Source organism: Neobacillus paridis, assembly GCF_016765675.1.
GTDB classification, from domain to species: Bacteria; Bacillota; Bacilli; order Bacillales; family Cytobacillaceae; genus Neobacillus; species Neobacillus paridis.
In genome coordinates, this window is the sequence record NZ_JAESWB010000045.1 from 136,411 (window position 1) to 153,750 (window position 17,340).

At 38.2% G+C, this 17,340-nt stretch carries 14 protein-coding genes; 1 reads left to right on the plus strand and 13 read right to left on the minus strand.

The annotated features are described in order from the left end of the window. Positions 1–301 precede the first annotated feature (301 nt). The 8 genes from JK635_RS05045 to JK635_RS05080 all read right to left on the minus strand — a co-directional run bounded on the left by JK635_RS05045 (position 302) and on the right by JK635_RS05080 (position 10,255). Positions 302–1,387 (minus strand): helix-turn-helix domain-containing protein, encoded by a 1,086-nt coding sequence (locus JK635_RS05045; RefSeq protein ID WP_202652893.1) that lies wholly within the window; start codon positions 1,385–1,387, stop codon positions 302–304. A 1-nt stretch (position 1,388) separates the two neighbouring features. Next, positions 1,389–2,621 carry a sensor histidine kinase gene (locus tag JK635_RS05050; RefSeq protein WP_202652894.1) on the minus strand — a complete coding sequence of 411 codons (1,233 nt, stop codon included), beginning with the start codon at positions 2,619–2,621 and terminating at the stop codon, positions 1,389–1,391. Positions 2,622–2,843: 222 nt separating this feature from the next. Further along, positions 2,844–4,049: an acetate kinase gene (locus JK635_RS05055; protein WP_202652895.1), complete on the minus strand. Its 1,206-nt coding sequence runs from the start codon at positions 4,047–4,049 to the stop codon at positions 2,844–2,846. A gap of 396 nt (positions 4,050–4,445) precedes the next feature. Beyond that, positions 4,446–5,438: a LacI family DNA-binding transcriptional regulator gene (locus tag JK635_RS05060; protein WP_202652896.1), complete on the minus strand. Its 993-nt coding sequence runs from the start codon at positions 5,436–5,438 to the stop codon at positions 4,446–4,448. A gap of 16 nt (positions 5,439–5,454) precedes the next feature. Continuing rightward, positions 5,455–6,504, minus strand: coding sequence for an aldose epimerase family protein (locus tag JK635_RS05065; protein WP_202652897.1), 1,050 nt, complete (start codon positions 6,502–6,504; stop codon positions 5,455–5,457). Between the two features lie 85 nt (positions 6,505–6,589). Then, positions 6,590–8,077 (minus strand): UDP-glucose--hexose-1-phosphate uridylyltransferase, encoded by a 1,488-nt coding sequence (gene galT, locus JK635_RS05070; protein WP_202652898.1) that lies wholly within the window; start codon positions 8,075–8,077, stop codon positions 6,590–6,592. Positions 8,078–8,087: 10 nt separating this feature from the next. Beyond that, positions 8,088–9,077, minus strand: a complete 990-nt coding sequence (galE, locus tag JK635_RS05075) for a UDP-glucose 4-epimerase GalE (RefSeq protein ID WP_202652899.1) — start codon at positions 9,075–9,077, stop codon at positions 8,088–8,090. Beyond that, on the minus strand, positions 9,074–10,255 hold the full coding sequence (locus JK635_RS05080; protein ID WP_202652900.1) for a galactokinase: 1,182 nt from the start codon (positions 10,253–10,255) through the stop codon (positions 9,074–9,076). The genes galE and JK635_RS05080 overlap by 4 nt, the downstream gene beginning before the upstream one ends. Before the next feature lie 274 nt (positions 10,256–10,529). Here JK635_RS05080 and JK635_RS05085 point away from each other — a divergent pair, with 274 nt between their 5' ends. Next, complete coding sequence (locus JK635_RS05085; protein WP_202652901.1) at positions 10,530–11,756, plus strand: ROK family transcriptional regulator; 1,227 nt, start codon at positions 10,530–10,532, stop codon at positions 11,754–11,756. Between the two features lie 51 nt (positions 11,757–11,807). On the opposite strand, the gene JK635_RS05090 is transcribed toward JK635_RS05085, so the two are convergent. From JK635_RS05090 to JK635_RS05110, 5 genes are all read right to left on the minus strand, one after another. Further along, positions 11,808–13,616: a glycoside hydrolase family 2 protein gene (locus JK635_RS05090; RefSeq protein WP_202652902.1), complete on the minus strand. Its 1,809-nt coding sequence runs from the start codon at positions 13,614–13,616 to the stop codon at positions 11,808–11,810. A gap of 29 nt (positions 13,617–13,645) precedes the next feature. After that, the gene (locus JK635_RS05095) at positions 13,646–14,476 is read right to left on the minus strand and encodes a carbohydrate ABC transporter permease (RefSeq protein WP_202652903.1); all 831 of its coding nucleotides are present in this window, start codon (positions 14,474–14,476) and stop codon (positions 13,646–13,648) included. Positions 14,477–14,482: 6 nt separating this feature from the next. Then, positions 14,483–15,373, minus strand: coding sequence for a carbohydrate ABC transporter permease (locus JK635_RS05100; protein ID WP_202652904.1), 891 nt, complete (start codon positions 15,371–15,373; stop codon positions 14,483–14,485). 101 nt (positions 15,374–15,474) lie between these two features. Then, positions 15,475–16,743 (minus strand): ABC transporter substrate-binding protein, encoded by a 1,269-nt coding sequence (locus JK635_RS05105; RefSeq protein WP_202652905.1) that lies wholly within the window; start codon positions 16,741–16,743, stop codon positions 15,475–15,477. 422 nt (positions 16,744–17,165) lie between these two features. After that, positions 17,166–17,324, minus strand: coding sequence for a hypothetical protein (locus tag JK635_RS05110; RefSeq protein ID WP_202652906.1), 159 nt, complete (start codon positions 17,322–17,324; stop codon positions 17,166–17,168). Positions 17,325–17,340 lie beyond the last annotated feature (16 nt).

The following is a 17,340-nucleotide window of genomic DNA, read 5'->3' on the forward strand; positions in this document are numbered from 1 at the left end:
CTTAAAATGTTAGGCTGATGGAATAGTAATCGGTCAGACCTCATGCTATTCCTAAATCGCTTACATTAATAATCGTATAATAATTGATTTGGACTTTCGTGATAGGATATTGGCATCTAAGGGTAAAGATTTGCTTGTTTGTTATGGTGTTTTTTTGTGTTCATTTATTTCTCTATGATGATTTTTTGCCAGGAGGATACTTTTTTGTCCCGTCCTGATACTTTTTTGTCCTGATGCCTTTTAGCTATAACGTCTTTTTCAACAAAAAATCCACCTGCGACAATAGCGGGTGGATTACTTCCTAAATATACCAATTATTATTAAGAATCTTGGCGTTTTTCTTCAACAAAATGTCTTTACTAGGTACTTTCTCCTTTTGCTTACGATATTCAGAGGGGGTAACCCCCACCAGCTTTTTAAAAACTTTACTAAAATAATTCGCCTCTTGATAATTAAGCGATAAGGCAATATTGATGACCGGCATATCTGTTTTTTCAAGAAGTTCCTTTGCCCTTTCTATTTTCCTTTCTGTAACGTAATTAACGAAATTGATCTTTAATTCCTTCTTAAACAGCTTGCTGAGATAAAAAGGACTTAAGTGAACATACTCTGAAACTTCTTCTAATGTAACGCCTTTTTGATAATTTTTTTCGATATAATTAAGCGCAAATTGGATTACCTTTTTTTCCTGAATCGAGGCAGTTGACATAATCTCCTCAAATATTTCTTCTACGATATTGGATATCGTTTTTTCAAACGTATAGAGATCGATAATATTTTGTGCTTTCTCCTGCCATTGGATTTTTTTCTTGATGTCCAAGCCTTTTTCCTGACAGATAATACCTAACTGTTCTACCATGGATACACTAAACGCCCGTATTTCATTCAAATTACCACCATATAGTAAAGAAAGCTGCTTGCCAATTCTTTTCAACTGGTCTTTGGTACTCTTAAAGTCTTCTTCTATGATGGAGTGAACAAATTTATCAATGATTTTATCATAAGAATGCCTGTTAACCATTTCCCACTGCAAAAATTGATCAACGATCTTCATGATACTTTTCGTACTATATGGCTTGATTAGAGTGGCATCAGCCATTCTTTCTACTGTCTTTGGGAGGGTGTTTACGTAATCAAAGTCCAACAATAAAGTAGTAAAGCAATTTTTGTTGTAATCCTTCATTTGTTTTAGGCATTCATAAATATTCATACCGGGAAGATTACTATCAAGGAACATCATATCAGGTTTATTCGAACGATAGAGGTCTAATGCTGATTCCGCCGTTTCAGCCTCCCCGATTGCCGTTATTCCTTTTACTTCCGAAATAATCCGTTTGAGTGCATCTCTTATTAATGATTCATCATCCACTATTAGAAGTTTATACATATCAGATCTCCCTATCGTACTTATTTGGGATCTTTAGTTTAACTGTTGTACCGCCGTTTACGTTTTGACTTATGGAGAGTCTGTAATCATTGCCGTAATGGGAAATTAAAATAGAATTAACGTTCCGTAAACTAATTCCCTTCATTTGCCCAGTCTGTTCAATCATATTTTCACCATCAGCTAAAATATCGGCAATCTTTTCCTTAGTGATTCCAACTCCGTTATCGGTTACTTCAATAATCGAATCGTGACCCATAGGATACCCTTTAATTGTAATGATACCGTTTCCATCCTTTGGCTCAATTCCATGGACAATCGCATTATCAATAATGGATTGCAAGATCAAGGAAGGCAATTCAATAGATTTAATCTCTTCATCAATATTGAAAAAAACTTGAATTCGATCTTTAAATCTAAGTTTTTGCAGTTTTAAATAATCGTCAATAAAGGACAGTTCCTCTTTTAATGAAACAAGCCGGTTATAATTAGTTAAAATGTACTTCATAATATCTGCCAAAGATACAATGACATCCTGAGTTCTAGGCGCATTTTCAACAATCGATAAACATGTAACAGCATTCAGTGCATTGAATAAAAAGTGTGGATTTACGACCAGCTGCAGGGCGCGAATTTGCTTGTCCAACAGAGCTTTCTCCAAATCCGCCTGAACTTTCATTTGTTGGATTAGCTGCTGATTCTTTGCTTGCAGCTCTTCTTGGGCAAGGTTAATGACATTCTGTTCAAACATGTGATTAATCACGTAAAACATCATTTCAGCCGCTGCTTCAATTTTTTTAAGAGAACTAATCGGAATTTTGTTATACTCATCGACTATTTCTTTATTCTCCTGCCAGCCGGAAGACTCTTTAACAATAAAGTCAAGTTTATCTTTTTCTTCATCACTAATTCTGGCTTGTCCCACCTGCATCGAGCCGATCCATTGACCTTTGACAATGATGGGAACAGAAAGATCCACTAATCCGGCATGACATTTATACACATAAAAGGTACCCCTTCTTGCAGCTTCCAAGCCGCCATATGCATCACACTTAAAGCAATTCTCAATGAGTTGTGGATCTTGCCGTAGGCAGTTACAAAAGCCGGAGAAATTACTATACTCGGCAATTGGATTTCCCTTGAAATCAACGGTTATAGCTGCTAGCCCAGTTGATTCTGCATACGAGTCTTGAATTTTTTGTAAAAGATTAATATCAATAATTTCTTGCAAATTCATGATCGAATCAGCTCACTTATATAGAGAATATTATTTATCTCATTATACAACATTGATATATTATTAAAGGTATTTGGGTTAGTGTTTTCGAAAAATAGACATAATCCATTTCTATTGGCAAATGTAATTTTTTAAGGACAACGATTGGATCATCATGGTGTGTTAAGCGATAAGGTTCTTTAGAGGCGGTGAAACTTTAAGGGGAAAAGTCTCCCCTTAAAGTCAGCTGAGTACAAACATTTCGTCGGAAATTCTAAGTACATCTCTGGCAATCATCACTTCTTCATTCGTTGGAATCAATAATACCTTGACAAGGGAGTGCGGATAGCTAATTACCGCTTCTTCACCGTGAATATAATTTAAGCTTTGATCCCAATAAACGCCCATAAATTCTAGTCCTGTCAGTACTTTTGAGCGAATCGTAGGGCTATTCTCACCAATTCCTGCTGTAAAAATGATGGCGTCGACGCCATTCATCCGGGCAGCATAGGAGCCGATGTATTGATGAATGCGGCTGGAAAAAATATCGAGCGCGAGCAGTGCCCGGGCATCGCCTTCGCTGGCCTTCGTTTCAATATCGCGCAAGTCACTGGAAAAACCGGTGATTCCTAACAGCCCGCTCTCTTTATTTAAAATTGTTAATACTTCGTCAGCAGTTTTGCCTGTTTTTTTCATGATAAATGGGATGATGGAGGGGTCAACACTACCGGATCTTGTTCCCATTACCACGCCTTCAAGCGGAGTAAACCCCATTGAAGTATCGATCGATTTGCCACCCTTAATGGCAGCAATGCTGGCACCGTTTCCTAAGTGACAGGAAATTAACCGCAGTTCCTCAATTGGTCTTCCTAGCATTTCCGCTGCCCGCTGGGAAACATATTTATGTGAAGTACCATGGAAACCATATTTGCGGATTCCATATTCCTGATAATATTTAATCGGCAGGCTGTATAAATATGAACTTTCCGGCATAGTTTGGTGGAAAGCTGTATCAAACACAGCAACGGATGGAATATCTGTTAATACTTTTTGAAATGCCCTAATTCCGGAAACGTTTGCCGGATTATGGAGCGGTGCCAATTCAGAAAGCTTCTCCAGCTGGTTTAAGACCTCATCGGTTACAAGAACTGAATCCTTAAATATTTCCCCACCATGGGCCACACGGTGTCCAACGCCATCAATTTCCGAAAACGAATGAATAATTTTATTGGAAATTAATTTTTCCAAAAGAATCTGAACAGCAGTATCATGGTTAGGAATATCGAGGGTCTCCTTCTTTTTTTCTCCAGCGACAGTAATGGAAAAAATGGAATCCTTTAAACCAATCCTTTCAACAATTCCTTTAGTAATTATATTTTCACTAGGCATATCAAATAGCTGAAATTTCAATGATGAACTACCTGCATTAATCGCCATTATCTTAGACATCTTTTGTTTCCCCATTCCTTTTCTAAATCTTCTAAACATGAAAATAAAACACTCCAATAATTCTAATGATACACTCTCTGAATTTATAGTAAATGGATATTTTGTTAATTTATTTTGAACCTTTTTAAAACATGAAAAATATCACCTAAATGTCACACTCGCTATAAATACTATAAAATCATAAAAATTAGTCTTTTACACCCCTTCAAACTGTATTACTCTTAAAATATTATTAACTATAACAGTTTGGGTGTCAGGCACCACAAAAAGACAAATACATCATTTTGTCCACCCCAGGCGGACAGTTTTCTAGTAGTTGGATATACACTTGTTATAAATGGTAAAAAACTCACCAGTTATTGATTCTGGTGAGTTTTTTTCTATGCTTTTGGGAGGTTAAAAGCTGCTGTTGCGAATGATAAGTTCTGTGGCAATCGATATCGTTTTAGCAATTTTTCTGCCGCCGATTCTTTCGAGGAGCGTATCGACAGCTGTTTCCCCCATGAGTTCGGTATACACCTTTACGGTACTTAGAGACGGAAAGACATATTTGGATACACTTATGTCGTTAACACCAATAATATTCACTCGTTCCGGCACGGCGATACCTGCTTCCAAAAGTGCACGAAGAGCACCGATTGCCAAGGAATCACTTCCTAAAAAGAATGCTGTGGGAAGGTCAACACCGCATTCATTAATTGCCTTCTTCATAAGATTGTATCCAGCTTCCACTGAGAAGCTACCGGTATAAACAAATGCTTCATTCAACATCCCTGTTTCCGTTAAGTAACGTTTAAACGCTCGCTCTCTTGGATCCTCTATCATCGAGGTTTGATCTTTAAAAGCTTCCCTGCCCCCGATATAACCAATTTGTTTATGGCCTTTTTCGAGCAAATAGCTTAACACCTTCTCCGTTGCTGTTTCAAAGTCAATCACCACGGAATCAAAGCTCTCTTCGTCCGGGCAAGAGTCGACAAAGACAATGTTTTCAGTTGCAGATTGCAGGTCCATCACTTGTTTTTGGCTAAATTTTCCGATCGCAATCAGTCCCTGAATATCTTCTTGCTTGAGATTCGCTAAATTATCATGAAAATATCTGATGATTTGAAGGCCGCGATCTTGGCAGCGGTTTTCCACCCCAAGCCGGATTGACATATAATACAAATCTTCCAGCTCTTCCTTTTCAGAGTACCAATGTACAAGGGCAATTTTTCCCGTTTCTTGTTTCCGGGCTGTCGGCTTCTTCTTATAATCCAGCTCCTCTGCTGCTTCAAAAATTCTTTTTTTTGTTTCATCACTGACAGAAAGAGTCATGTCATAATTCAATACGCGCGAAACAGTAGCAATTGATACCCCTGCTTTTTTGGCAATTTCTTTAATGGTAGCCATTGGCATTTACTCCTTATCACTTAACAGAAAAACGATAGCTCGTTTCTTGATAATATTCTTCCTCTGGATTTAAAATCACAGACGGAAATTGTGGATGATGTATCGCATCTGGGTACCCTTGTGTTTCAAGGCAAACTCCCAAATATTTTCTTGCCTGAACACCGCCTATGGAAAAAGGCCCTTCTAATTGATTGGCTGTATATAAGACCACACATGGTTGATTTGTCGTAATCGTCAGCATCCGGCCGCTTTCCTCCTCACTTAAAAGGATTGTATTTTTCTCCTCCATTTTCGAAAAAACAATCGCATGGTCATAGCCATGACCGACAAGTACATTTTGCGAATGCCATGATTGAATCCCTTCATTCATCACCCGACCGTTGCGGAAATCAAATGGTGTACCAGCTGCGGCTAATATTTTTCCGGTCGGGATCAGATCCGCACCAAGCTCTAAAAAGCGGTCATTATCAAGCTGCAGCTTATGTTGAGAACAGTCTCGCTTAAGATTCCCACTTAGGTTAAAATATGAGTGATTTGTTAAGTTCACTAGCGTTTTGTGGTCTGTTTTGGCCTTATAGGTAATTTTTAATTCATTTTCATGATTTAAAAGGTAGGTAACGGTCGTTTCCAAGTTTCCAGGGTAACCCTCTTCGCCATCCGGGCTGTGATAGGAAAACTTTACACCAACCGATTGTTCTTTTTCAAACGTTGCGGCTTGCCAAACTCTTGAGTTAAAACCCTTCCTGCCGCCATGCAGATGATTTGGGCCTTCGTTAGCCGTAAGAAAATAGTCCTTTCCATCCAGTTGGAATTTGGCACCTTGAATTCTTCCGGCGACGCGGCCAACAACTGCTCCAAAATACGGTGACCATTTTACATAATCGTCAAAGCGGTCAAAACCCAGAACTACATTTTCAACGTTCCCATTACGGTCGGGCACGATAATTTTGGTAATCACACCGCCAAAGTTCAGGAAAGAAATCGACATCCCTGAATCGTTACTTAAGCAATATTCCATCACTGTCTGCCCATCATACTGCCCGAAAACTTTTTCTGAAATCCTCATCTTCTTCACCCCAATTTCCGAAAACCAAAACTTTTTCTAACAATCAGCAGGGATCAAGCAAAACCCCACTGATTGAAGTTTCAATTTACAATTTATCAATGAACCGCTTGAATCCTGCCCTTCCGGCTTCATCGCGTTTAAACACACCGGCATCCTCTAATACCCGTAAAAATTTCTTCCCTACTTCTTCACGAACAATCTTTTTGCTATTCTCCTCCGCAGCGGCAGCGCCATAACAGGCTTTCAACTGTTCCGCCCATTCTAAATGATAATCAGCCACATTTGCTTCTCGGCCAAGAATGTAATTTTCCACTTCTACAAGTTCCTCTTTTAAACGTGCCGGTAAGACGGCAAGCCCCATGACTTCAATTAACCCGATGTTTTCTTTTTTAATATGATGAACATCAGCGTGCGGGTGGAAAATTCCGAGCGGATGTTCCTCACTCGTCCGATTATTCCTTAGTACCAAATCCAGTTCGAAAAATTCTCCTTTTTTCCGGGCAATCGGGGTAACTGTATTATGCGGGGTCCCACCGCTCCAAGCCAAGATCCCTAGTGACACATCACGGTAGTTTCTCCATTTATCTAAAATATGAGTTCCTGCAGTCACAAGCGAGCCGGTATCCTTTGAACGCAGCCGAATCACTGACATCGGCCATTTAACAACAGAGCATTGCACAGCTGGAAATCCAGTCAATTCAAACGTCCAATCGGCCTCAGCCTTTGCCATGGCAAATTCATAATTGCCGCCTTGGTAATGATCATGCGATAATATCGAGCCGCCGACGATTGGCAGATCGGCATTCGAGCCGAGAAAATAATGCGGAAATTGTTCAACAAACTCCAAAATCCTTCTGAACGAATCAGGGGTGATTTTCATTTCGGTATGCTGCTCTGACAGCACTATACAATGTTCGTTATAATACATATATGGTGAGTACTGTAAGAACCACGTCTTATTTAACAAGTTGAGCCGAATCATCCGATGATTGGAGCGTGCCGGATGACCAATTCTACCGGCATAGCCTTCATTCTCGACACAAAGGAGACATTTCGGATAGGCTGTTTGCTTCGCCTCTCGTTCACAGGCGATATTTTTCGGGTCCTTTTCCGGCTTTGATAGATTAATGGTAATATCAAGTTCGCCATATTCGGTTGGCACTTTATACTGAATATTCTTTTGGATCCGTTTCATCTGAATGTAATTGCTATTTTTACTTAACTCATAAAAATACTCTGTTGCTGCTTTCGGACTCTGCTGATATTTTTCAAAAAAGAGCCGATTAACTTCAGAAGGCCTGGCAACAAAACAATTCATGATTTTACTTGCAAGAATTTCTTTTTCATCCAAATAATCCTCAATCATCCCCTGCTCGCAGGCATATGCAACGATTCTCTCAAGGATACTTGGAATATCCTCAGGAATTTCACAGCAATCGGCTTCCTTTTCCCTGAACTCAGTTAAATGCAGCAGCGATAAGACTTGATTACGCGCATAAATTTCATCCTGCTTCTCGATTAATCCCGCTGTAATCACCCGGTCAATAAGCTGCTGGATCAATTGGTAAATCATTTTTCCCACCTTACCTTTGGAAACCATTTGGATGGTGCCGATGCCAGTTCCAGGCATCCTTGATGATTTGCTCGATCGTTGTCTTTGTCGGATTCCAGCCCAGTACATGCTTAGCCTTTGTAGCCGAGGCAATGAGTTTGCTCGGATCGCCAGCACGACGTTCACCGATTTTTACCGGAATATCAATACCAGTTGCCTGTTTCACCGTTTCAATGATTTCTTTTACGGAAAAACCCTGGTTTGAACCCAGATTAAAAATATTACTTTCTCCACCATGTTGTAAGTAGTCTAATGCTAAAATATGTGCTTCAATTAAGTCTTCTACATGAATATAATCACGGATACAGGTACCATCTGTGGTATCATAGTCATCACCAAATACGGTAATTTCCGACCTTTTTCCTAAAGCTGCTTCCATAATAACGGGAATCAGATGCGTCTCGGGATGATGATCTTCACCAATCTTTCCATCCTGTCTTGCACCGGCGACATTAAAATAGCGTAGAGATACGTATTTAAGGTCAAATGCATGTTCACACCACCCCATCATTTTTTCCATAGTCAGCTTTGTTTCACCATAAGTATTGGTTGGTTTTGCTATGGCCTCTTCCGTAATCGGCATGACCTCTTGTCCGCCGTACACAGCTGCAGTGGAAGAAAAGACGATATGTTTCACACCGAAGTCCCGCATCATTTCAAGGACAATCTGTGTCCCATACACATTGTTATCAAAGTACTTTAACGGCTCTGTCATCGATTCGCCGACAAGAGAATTTGCAGCAAAGTGAAGAATTCCATCAATCTTTTCTTTTTCAAAAACAGATCGCATAAATTCGCGACTGCGGATATCCCCTTCATAAAACCTGGCTTTCGGATGAAGCGCATCACGATGGCCTGTCTGAAAATTATCGATCACAACTACTTCGTATCCTTTGTCCATTAACTGGTGTACAGCATGCGAGCCAATATAGCCCGCACCTCCTAACACGAGAATGTTCATTTCACTTCCTCCAATTCAATTTCTTTTGCCCCATCCCCGATACTGGCAACATAAAAATCTGCAGCGTAACCGATCGTTTCTTTATAAGCCGATCCCACATTTGCAATAAAATGGTCGACTTCTTCATTTTCAACAATCGCAATCGCACAGCCGCCAAAGCCGGCCCCGGTCATGCGAGCACCAAGGACTCCGGGGTGGTTCCAGGCCGCTTCCACTAAACTGTCTAATTCCACTCCCGTTACTTCATAATCATCCCGTAAAGAAATATGGGACTGGTTCATCAGTTGGCCAAATGCTGTTAGATTACCTGCCTTCAACTCATCCAAGGCCTTTATGGTTCTTACATTTTCGTAAACTGCATGTTTTGCCCGTTTCCGAACGGTTTCATTGGTAATCAACTGTTGATTTTCATCAAACTCTTTTTCCGAAAGCTGTCCAAGTGCTTCAATTGGGAGCTTCTGCTGCAGCTGTTTGAGCGCCTCTTCACATTCACTCCTGCGCTCATTATATTTGGAATCCGCTAATTCCCGGCGCTTGTTTGTATTCATGATGATAATTTTGTGATTTTCAAGCTGGATCGGAGCATACTCATACTTTAAAGTCTGACAATCTAATAAGATACCTGCATCCTTTTTTCCCATGCCAACAGCAAACTGGTCCATAATCCCGCTGTTAACACCGATAAATTCATTTTCAACCCGCTTGCCAATTTTGATTAACTCGAGGCGGGGAATCTCTAATTGGTATAAGCCGTTAACCAGCACCCCTGTTAACAGCTCAATCGAAGCCGATGAGGATAGACCTGCCCCATTGGGAATGTTTCCTTCAATGGCACAATCAAAACCAGTGGGAATTACAAATCCCGCCTCAATGATATAGCGGAGCATTCCCTTTGGATAGTTGGCCCAAGAATGCTGTTGATCATAATCCAATTCATTTAAGTTAAATTCAATTACTCCTTTATTAGGAAAGTTCTTGGAATATAAACGGATCAGCTGATCTTCCCGTTGTCTGGCAACAGCGTAAGTTCCATAGGTGATGGCACACGGAAAAACATGACCGCCGTTATAATCTGTATGTTCCCCGATTAAATTAATACGACCAGGAGCGAAGAATGCTTGTTTTGGTAAAACGCCAAAGACATCTAAGAATGTTTTGTTTAATGTTATTACGTACATGGTGGAATCCCCCAATCAGTAGTTATTATTATTGCAATCCCTTTCATTTTAGAAAAATATTAATCTTTACTTCTATAAATTATTTTATGCTATTAGTAAAATTTACACAATCATTTTACTTAATTTTTACTAAAATACATTTTGAAAATAAGTCTTATTTTGTATTAAATAAACAAGGTTTGTGCTATTATGGGAAATATAAAAAGGGTAATAAGCCTGACATGTTACTCAAACAAATCATGCAAAAGGTTTTACAATTCAAGGGGATGATAAATTGAGCTATCATGCAAAAACTGTAAGCTTCGAAAAAATGAAATCGCTCAATCAATCAACAGTATTAAACATGATTCGTTTAAGAGAGCCGATTTCAAGAGCAGAAATTGCAAAATTGACAAAATTAACCCCGCCAACTGTAAGTTCATTGGTTAATGAGTTAATCGATAAAAATTTAATAACCGAAGAAAAAGCAGAGAGCACGAATACCGGCGGCAGAAAGCCAATAATGCTGCGAATAAACTATTCAGCCTACTACATAATTGGTGTTTATGCTGCGGCAGAAGTCATCCGGGTGATTCTGACAACAATGGATGGGAAAATATTATCTGATTTTCGAAAAGATATCATTGAACTGCCCTCTAAAGAAGAATTTATCAATATGATTATTGAGAGTATTCATCGTTTACTTGATGATAAATATATTAACAGAGAATTGATTCTTGGAATTGGCTTTGCAATGCATGGATTAGTGAATCCTGACGAAGGTTTAGCGATTTTCTCCCCACATCTGCATCTTGAGAATGTTCCAATTAGGGAAAGATTAGAAAAAGAATTTCACATCCCGGTTACTGTCGAGAATGATGTCAGAGCATTGGCAATTGGAGAAAGCTGGTTTGGACAAGGTCAAGGAATTCCAGATTTTATCTGCATCAGTGTTGGAAGAGGGATTGGGTCTGGCATATTTATCAATAATGAGATTTATAAAAGCTCTTTTAACACTGCCGGTGAAATAGGCCATACAATTTTAAATGTAAATGGCCCAAAATGCCAATGTGGAAACAACGGTTGTTTGGAATCGTATGCATCCGAATCCGCCATTCTTAAAAAGGTCAAGGACGAATTGAAATTTAATCAGACATCAATTCTTGCGGAATGGTTAAATGGTAGTCAAAATGATGTACTTTCGATTCACTTGATATTTAAGGCTGCAAAAGAAGGAGATTGTTTTGCGAAAACAATTTTGGAAGAGGCAGGTCAATCCCTTGGATTAGCCACAGCCAACATGATTAATATACTGAAGCCGTCTAAAATAATTTTAGAAGGGAATCTTTTTGATGAAGGGGATTTTGTTTTATTACCACTAAAAAAGATGATTGAAAAATATACATTTAAAAGTTCCCAAGAGGAAATTACTGTCGTTTGCTCAACTTTAGGAAAAACCGGAATGGTTCTCGGAGCTGTAGCATTAATTTTACAGAAAATATTTAAAACCGGCGAATGGTAATAAAATGAGGAGGCATCTCCACAAAAATGAGGAGTGCCTCTCCATTAGTCTTTATAACTTAACAATATTCGTATGCCAAATATCGTTAATTTCTTTTATTCTCGTTAAATCACATTTTGGCTCTCTATTGAAGGTCAATAAACCATTAATCTCCTGTTCTACATCTGTTAACTGCGTATAGCAAAAGCCATGCAGTGCTTTAGAAGCATATACTGCTTCCATAACTCTCCGGTAATCTGCAACAAACTCCTCTGAATTCTTTACTGATGTATATCCCCAACCATTATCCTCACCAACTTTGAACCCAATACCCCCAAACTCTGTTAAAATGATTGGTTCACCTTGATAGTCAAATCCATCAGCATATATTCCGCGGCCGGAAGGTTTAGAGCACAAAAGATCTTCTTTCGTTGAAAGGGATTCCTTAAAATCCTCATATTTTGCTGTTTCATCCTTACTGCCATGATTATAATTGTGAATTGCACAAATATCTGTTTTTGTAAGTTCCCAGCCATCATTCGAAATTACCAAACGAGTTTGATCAAGTGAGTGAATGAGATGATACAAAGCTAATGAATGATGCTGCTGCTGTTTGTTGGCTTTTATAAAGGGTACTCCCCAACTTTCATTACCAGGAACCCACGCTATAATAGATGGATGATTGTAGTCCCTTTCGATGATTTCAATCCACTCCTTGGTTAATCTTGCGACAGCATCCTCACTATAGGATGGAAATGCGGGACATTCTCCCCATACTAAGAAGCCTAAATGATCTGCCCAATAAAGAAATCTCGGATCCTCTACTTTTTGGTGCTTTCGGCATCCGTTAAAGCCCATTCCAAGTGCCAATTCAATATCTCTCTTAAAATCATTATCGGTAGGTGCTGTTAATAATCCCTGCGGCCAATATCCTTGGTCCAATACTAATTTTTGATAGTATGGCTTATTATTTAAATAAACCATTCCATTTTCAATATGAACCTTTCTCATGCCAAAATAGGAGTCTACCACATCTAAAATCTGTTGATTCTCATTATCTTTCAATGAGATTTTAATATCAAATAAATTTGGATTCTCAGGTGACCAATTCCAGCCAATATGATGGAAAGAAGTCCTAAAAATCTTACGATTATATAAGTGAATCGACCTCTTATTATATGGCTCGAAAATCTCAATAGTATCACTTGCTACCCTTTTTCCCTTGAAGTTAATTTCTATTTCAGCTTTTTTGTTCACAAATTCACCAGAGATCTCTAGTTCAACAATAATATCACCGTGATCTATGTCTGGTGTTAGCCCCAGCTTCGAAATATTGGTGGAACTTACCGGCTCCAGCCATACTGTTTGCCAAATCCCCGTTGTCCTTGTATACCAAATAGAAGCAGATTTTTCTACCCAGGATTGCTTTCCTCGTGGAATCGTTTCATCAGTTGATGGATCCTCGACCCTTACGACAACTTTCTCAACACCCCAAGTTAATTGATTAGTGATGTCCAACGAAAATGATACATGACCACCTTCATGTGATCCAGCATACTGCCCATTTATATAAACCCAAGCACGATAGTCTACCGCGCCAAAATGAAGAATGATTCGTTGCCCTTGCCAATCCTTCGGCACTGTAAATTCTCTTGCATACCAAACAATGTCGTGAAAAGAGGGATCATGAATCCCACTCAGCTCTGTTTGATAAGCAAATGGTACAATAATTTTCTTATCAAATGAAGTATTCTTGTGAAACCACTTTTCACTTAATCCAATATTTTGATCATCAAAAGCGAAATCCCATTCACCATTTAGATTCACCCACTTTGTCCTTACCAACTGTGGTCTTGGATATTCATTACGAGGTATAGACATATTCTCTCAATTCCTTTCTAACGCTCAACCTATTTAATTCCTGTTTGATTAACACCTTTAATAAAGGATCGCTGCCCAATGATAAATAATAGTACTGCCGGTATCGTTGCAATGGATGTCAATGCCATCAATCTACCTGGGGAAGAAACAAAACTTCCTTGCTGCATAATGGCAATACCGGTCGTAATCGTCCTCATTTCAGGGGAATTTGTTGTAACCAACGGCCATAAGAAGTCATTATATATGCTCATAAAAGTAAAAATAGCTAATGTCCATATAACAGGTCGAGCAGATGGCAGAACAACTTTCATGAACACTTGCCACTTATTTGCACCATCTAATAATGCTGCTTCTTCCAACTCTTTGGGGAATCCTCGGAAATATTGATATAAAAGAAAAACACCGAAGGCATTAGCTGTATAGGGAAGTATTAATACAGCATAAGTATCTAAAAGACCAAACTTATTGAATTCCATGTAAAGCGGTAAAAAGGTTATAACCCATGGAATTGTTAACGATCCTATAAAAATACTAATAAACAATTTTTTAAATGGTACATCTAGGCGGGCAAGTCCGTATGCTGCAAGTGTATCAACTATAAGAACAAGTAAAGTTCCAGAAATTCCAACAAACAGGGAATTACCAATCCATTTTAATACAGGGGTATCAGGATTATCTGACAAACTGTACTGATAATTTTCAAGTGTGAACACTTTAGGAAGCCATTTAATTCCCGCTGTAAATGCTTCCTGGTCAGTTTTAAACGAAGTAGCCAGCATCCACAAAATAGGAATAATAAACATTAAGGCAATAATGATCGCAATCAAAACGACAAAAACTTTAAACGTTTTATTTTGCATGCTTTTCTACTCCTTTCGATTCGTTATTCGGAACTGTAAAACCGAAATAATAATCATAATGAACGCCATCAATAAAGACATCGCTGCTGCATTCCCTAATTGCCTTTGCTTAAATGCTTCATCAACAATGTTCATTAATAGAACTTTTGTCGAAGTTCCTGGACCGCCGCGTGTCATTAAGAATGGCTGACCATAGATATTAAAGGAAGCTATTGTCGAAGTGATTAAGACAAATAACATCGTAGGTTTAATACTTGGCAATGTAATATAAATAAATCTTTGCCAGCGGGAGGCCCCATCAAGCGCACCTGCTTCATAAAGCTCTTCCGGAACATCATTTAAAGCATTAATAAAGATAACCATATTAAAACCAATGGTCCACCATAAGGTGGCAATTACAAGTGAAATCCAGGCCCAAGGCATGTCTGTGAGCCAAGGTATAATAGGCAAATTTAGATTTTGTAAGTATTGATTAATCAAGCCGCTGTTTGTATCGAGGATCCATAGCCAAATTATTGCAACAACTGAAACAGAAACTGCATATGGAATAAAATAAATAGTACGGAATAATCCTTTAATTCTTCTGGGAAGTGCATTAACTAGTAATGCTAATCCCAGACCAATTACAATCAGCAGCGGAACACTATAAACAACGAACTGAATGGTATTTTTTAATCCTTCAAAAAATAAATCATTTAAGTAAGAGGAAGAATCAAATATTTTCGAGTAATTTTTGAAGCCTACAAATTCATGAATGGGATTCAATAAGTCCCAATTGTTCAAGCTTATCCATGCACCATATCCAATGGGGATTAAAAGAAAAAAAATGAACAATAACAAATATGGAAGAACAAACAGACTCGAGGTCAATTGTGATTTCCATTTGGATTTTTTCATTAATCTTCCTCCTTTCAATTTCATTTTTCTAGGATTGACTTCGTTTTTAGAAAGATAAAAGGCGAACAGGTAATATTTCCTCTGTTCGCCTCCTTTAATCATTACTTATTTAATAATTGTTCAGCCTTTTTATTAGCATCATCCAAGGCCTTTTGTGGGTCTTTCTTGCCTAATAAAGCAAGGTTAATTTCAGACCATAACGGTTCTGATAACTGACCCCAGTTCGCAATTACAGGAGCAAACTTAGAATATTCAAATTCGCTTGCAACGATTGGCTGTTGTTTCATCTTTTTGAATTCTTCACTATTTTCATAAATCGCCTTTGAAGCAGGAGCCTGACCTGATTTAGCCCATTCCATTGTGTTTTTAGCAACAAACTTTAAGAAGTCAGTAATACCATCTAACTTTTTCGTATCTGTTACCGAAGCAGGTATAACGAAATTATGTCCGTTAGCATAAACTGCCTGCTGCTTTGTACCAAGCTGTGGAACAGCAGCAACACCGTAGTTAATTCCTGCTTTATCCCATTGTTCCATCATCCAGGGACCATTTAAATGCATCGCATTTTTTCCTTGAAGGAATAAAGTTACTTCTCCATCTTGTTGTACATTTGCCGGGGAAACTTTATATTTTTGAATTAAATCCTGATAGAATGTCAGCGCCTCTACGGCTTCAGGACTGTTATAATTAGGCTTTCCGTCCTTCATTAACCCCCCGCCATTTTGAAATAGAATCGTAGGGAAAATAAATTGGTTTGGCCATAAAGTCGGCACAACAAAGCCATACTGCTTTTTAGAAGGAACAGTAAGTTTTTGTGCATATGACAGAAATTCTTCCCGATTGGCAGGCGCCTTTTCCGGATCTAAACCGGCTGCTTTAAATAAATCTTTATTATAATACAAAATCAGAGGATGGATATCTAATGGTATGGAATAGTGCTTACCGTTAATGTCACCTGCTTTCCAAGCAGTTTCTGAGTAATCGCCCTCTTTTACACCTGTTTTAGCAATAGTATCGCCAAGATCTTTTAATAGATTTTTATCAGCATAGTTTTTCAATTGATCTGTATGCATTATTAGTACATCCGGGCTGTTTTTTTGACCAGAAAAAGCTAAGTCAACGGTTTTATAATAATCATTTTGTGGAATAATCTGAAAGTCTACGTTGTATTTTGATTGAGACTTATTGTAGTTTTCTACAATATTCTTCATTCTGGGGCCATCAGCACCAGAGAAAGGGGCCCAGTAAGTAATCTTTTGTGTTTTTCCCCCATCAGATTTACTTGTTTCCTTACTGCCTGAACAGGCTGCCAAAGAACCAAGTACAAGAGCAGCTGACAAAGCAATCCCAAGCCATTTCTTTTTTTTCAACTTTTTCTCCCCCTTAGGTGAAAATTAAAAGCTTTACTTAGATAGAGGAAACGTTTTCATTTTTTGAATCTTAAATCTTACATTTCCTCAAAGTAAATTAATTTAATTAATTAATTATACAAATTAATAATAATCCTGAAGGCGCTTTTTGTCAATTACTTTCTTTTACTAAAATTTATTATTAATATATAACATATTTTAGTAAAATTTTTTATAAACTCTTTACTTAAAATTCTATTAGCTTTTTTTGTCTTTAGTACTTAATATTCAATTTAATATCCTATATACTTTTAATAAATTAAGCTGCTAAATAGCGTATGTTTTCAATCTTTCTAGAATCAAAATTGCTTATAGTTTTTGGAATATAGCTGTTAATAATTACATCGGGAAATTTCTTTTGTTGTTCAACTCCTTTCCCCGCTTCATAAACCCAACCCTTCACCATCTTTCTCCCAAAATCCACACCATTGAAGAAAAATAAATAACCCTAGTCCCTCCATTTTGGCGGCAGCTGCATATAAATAAGCTTTCTTAACATCTGCAATCTGCAGGATGCTTCCGATGATGTAGCATTCCATCAAGAACCATATGTTTCTT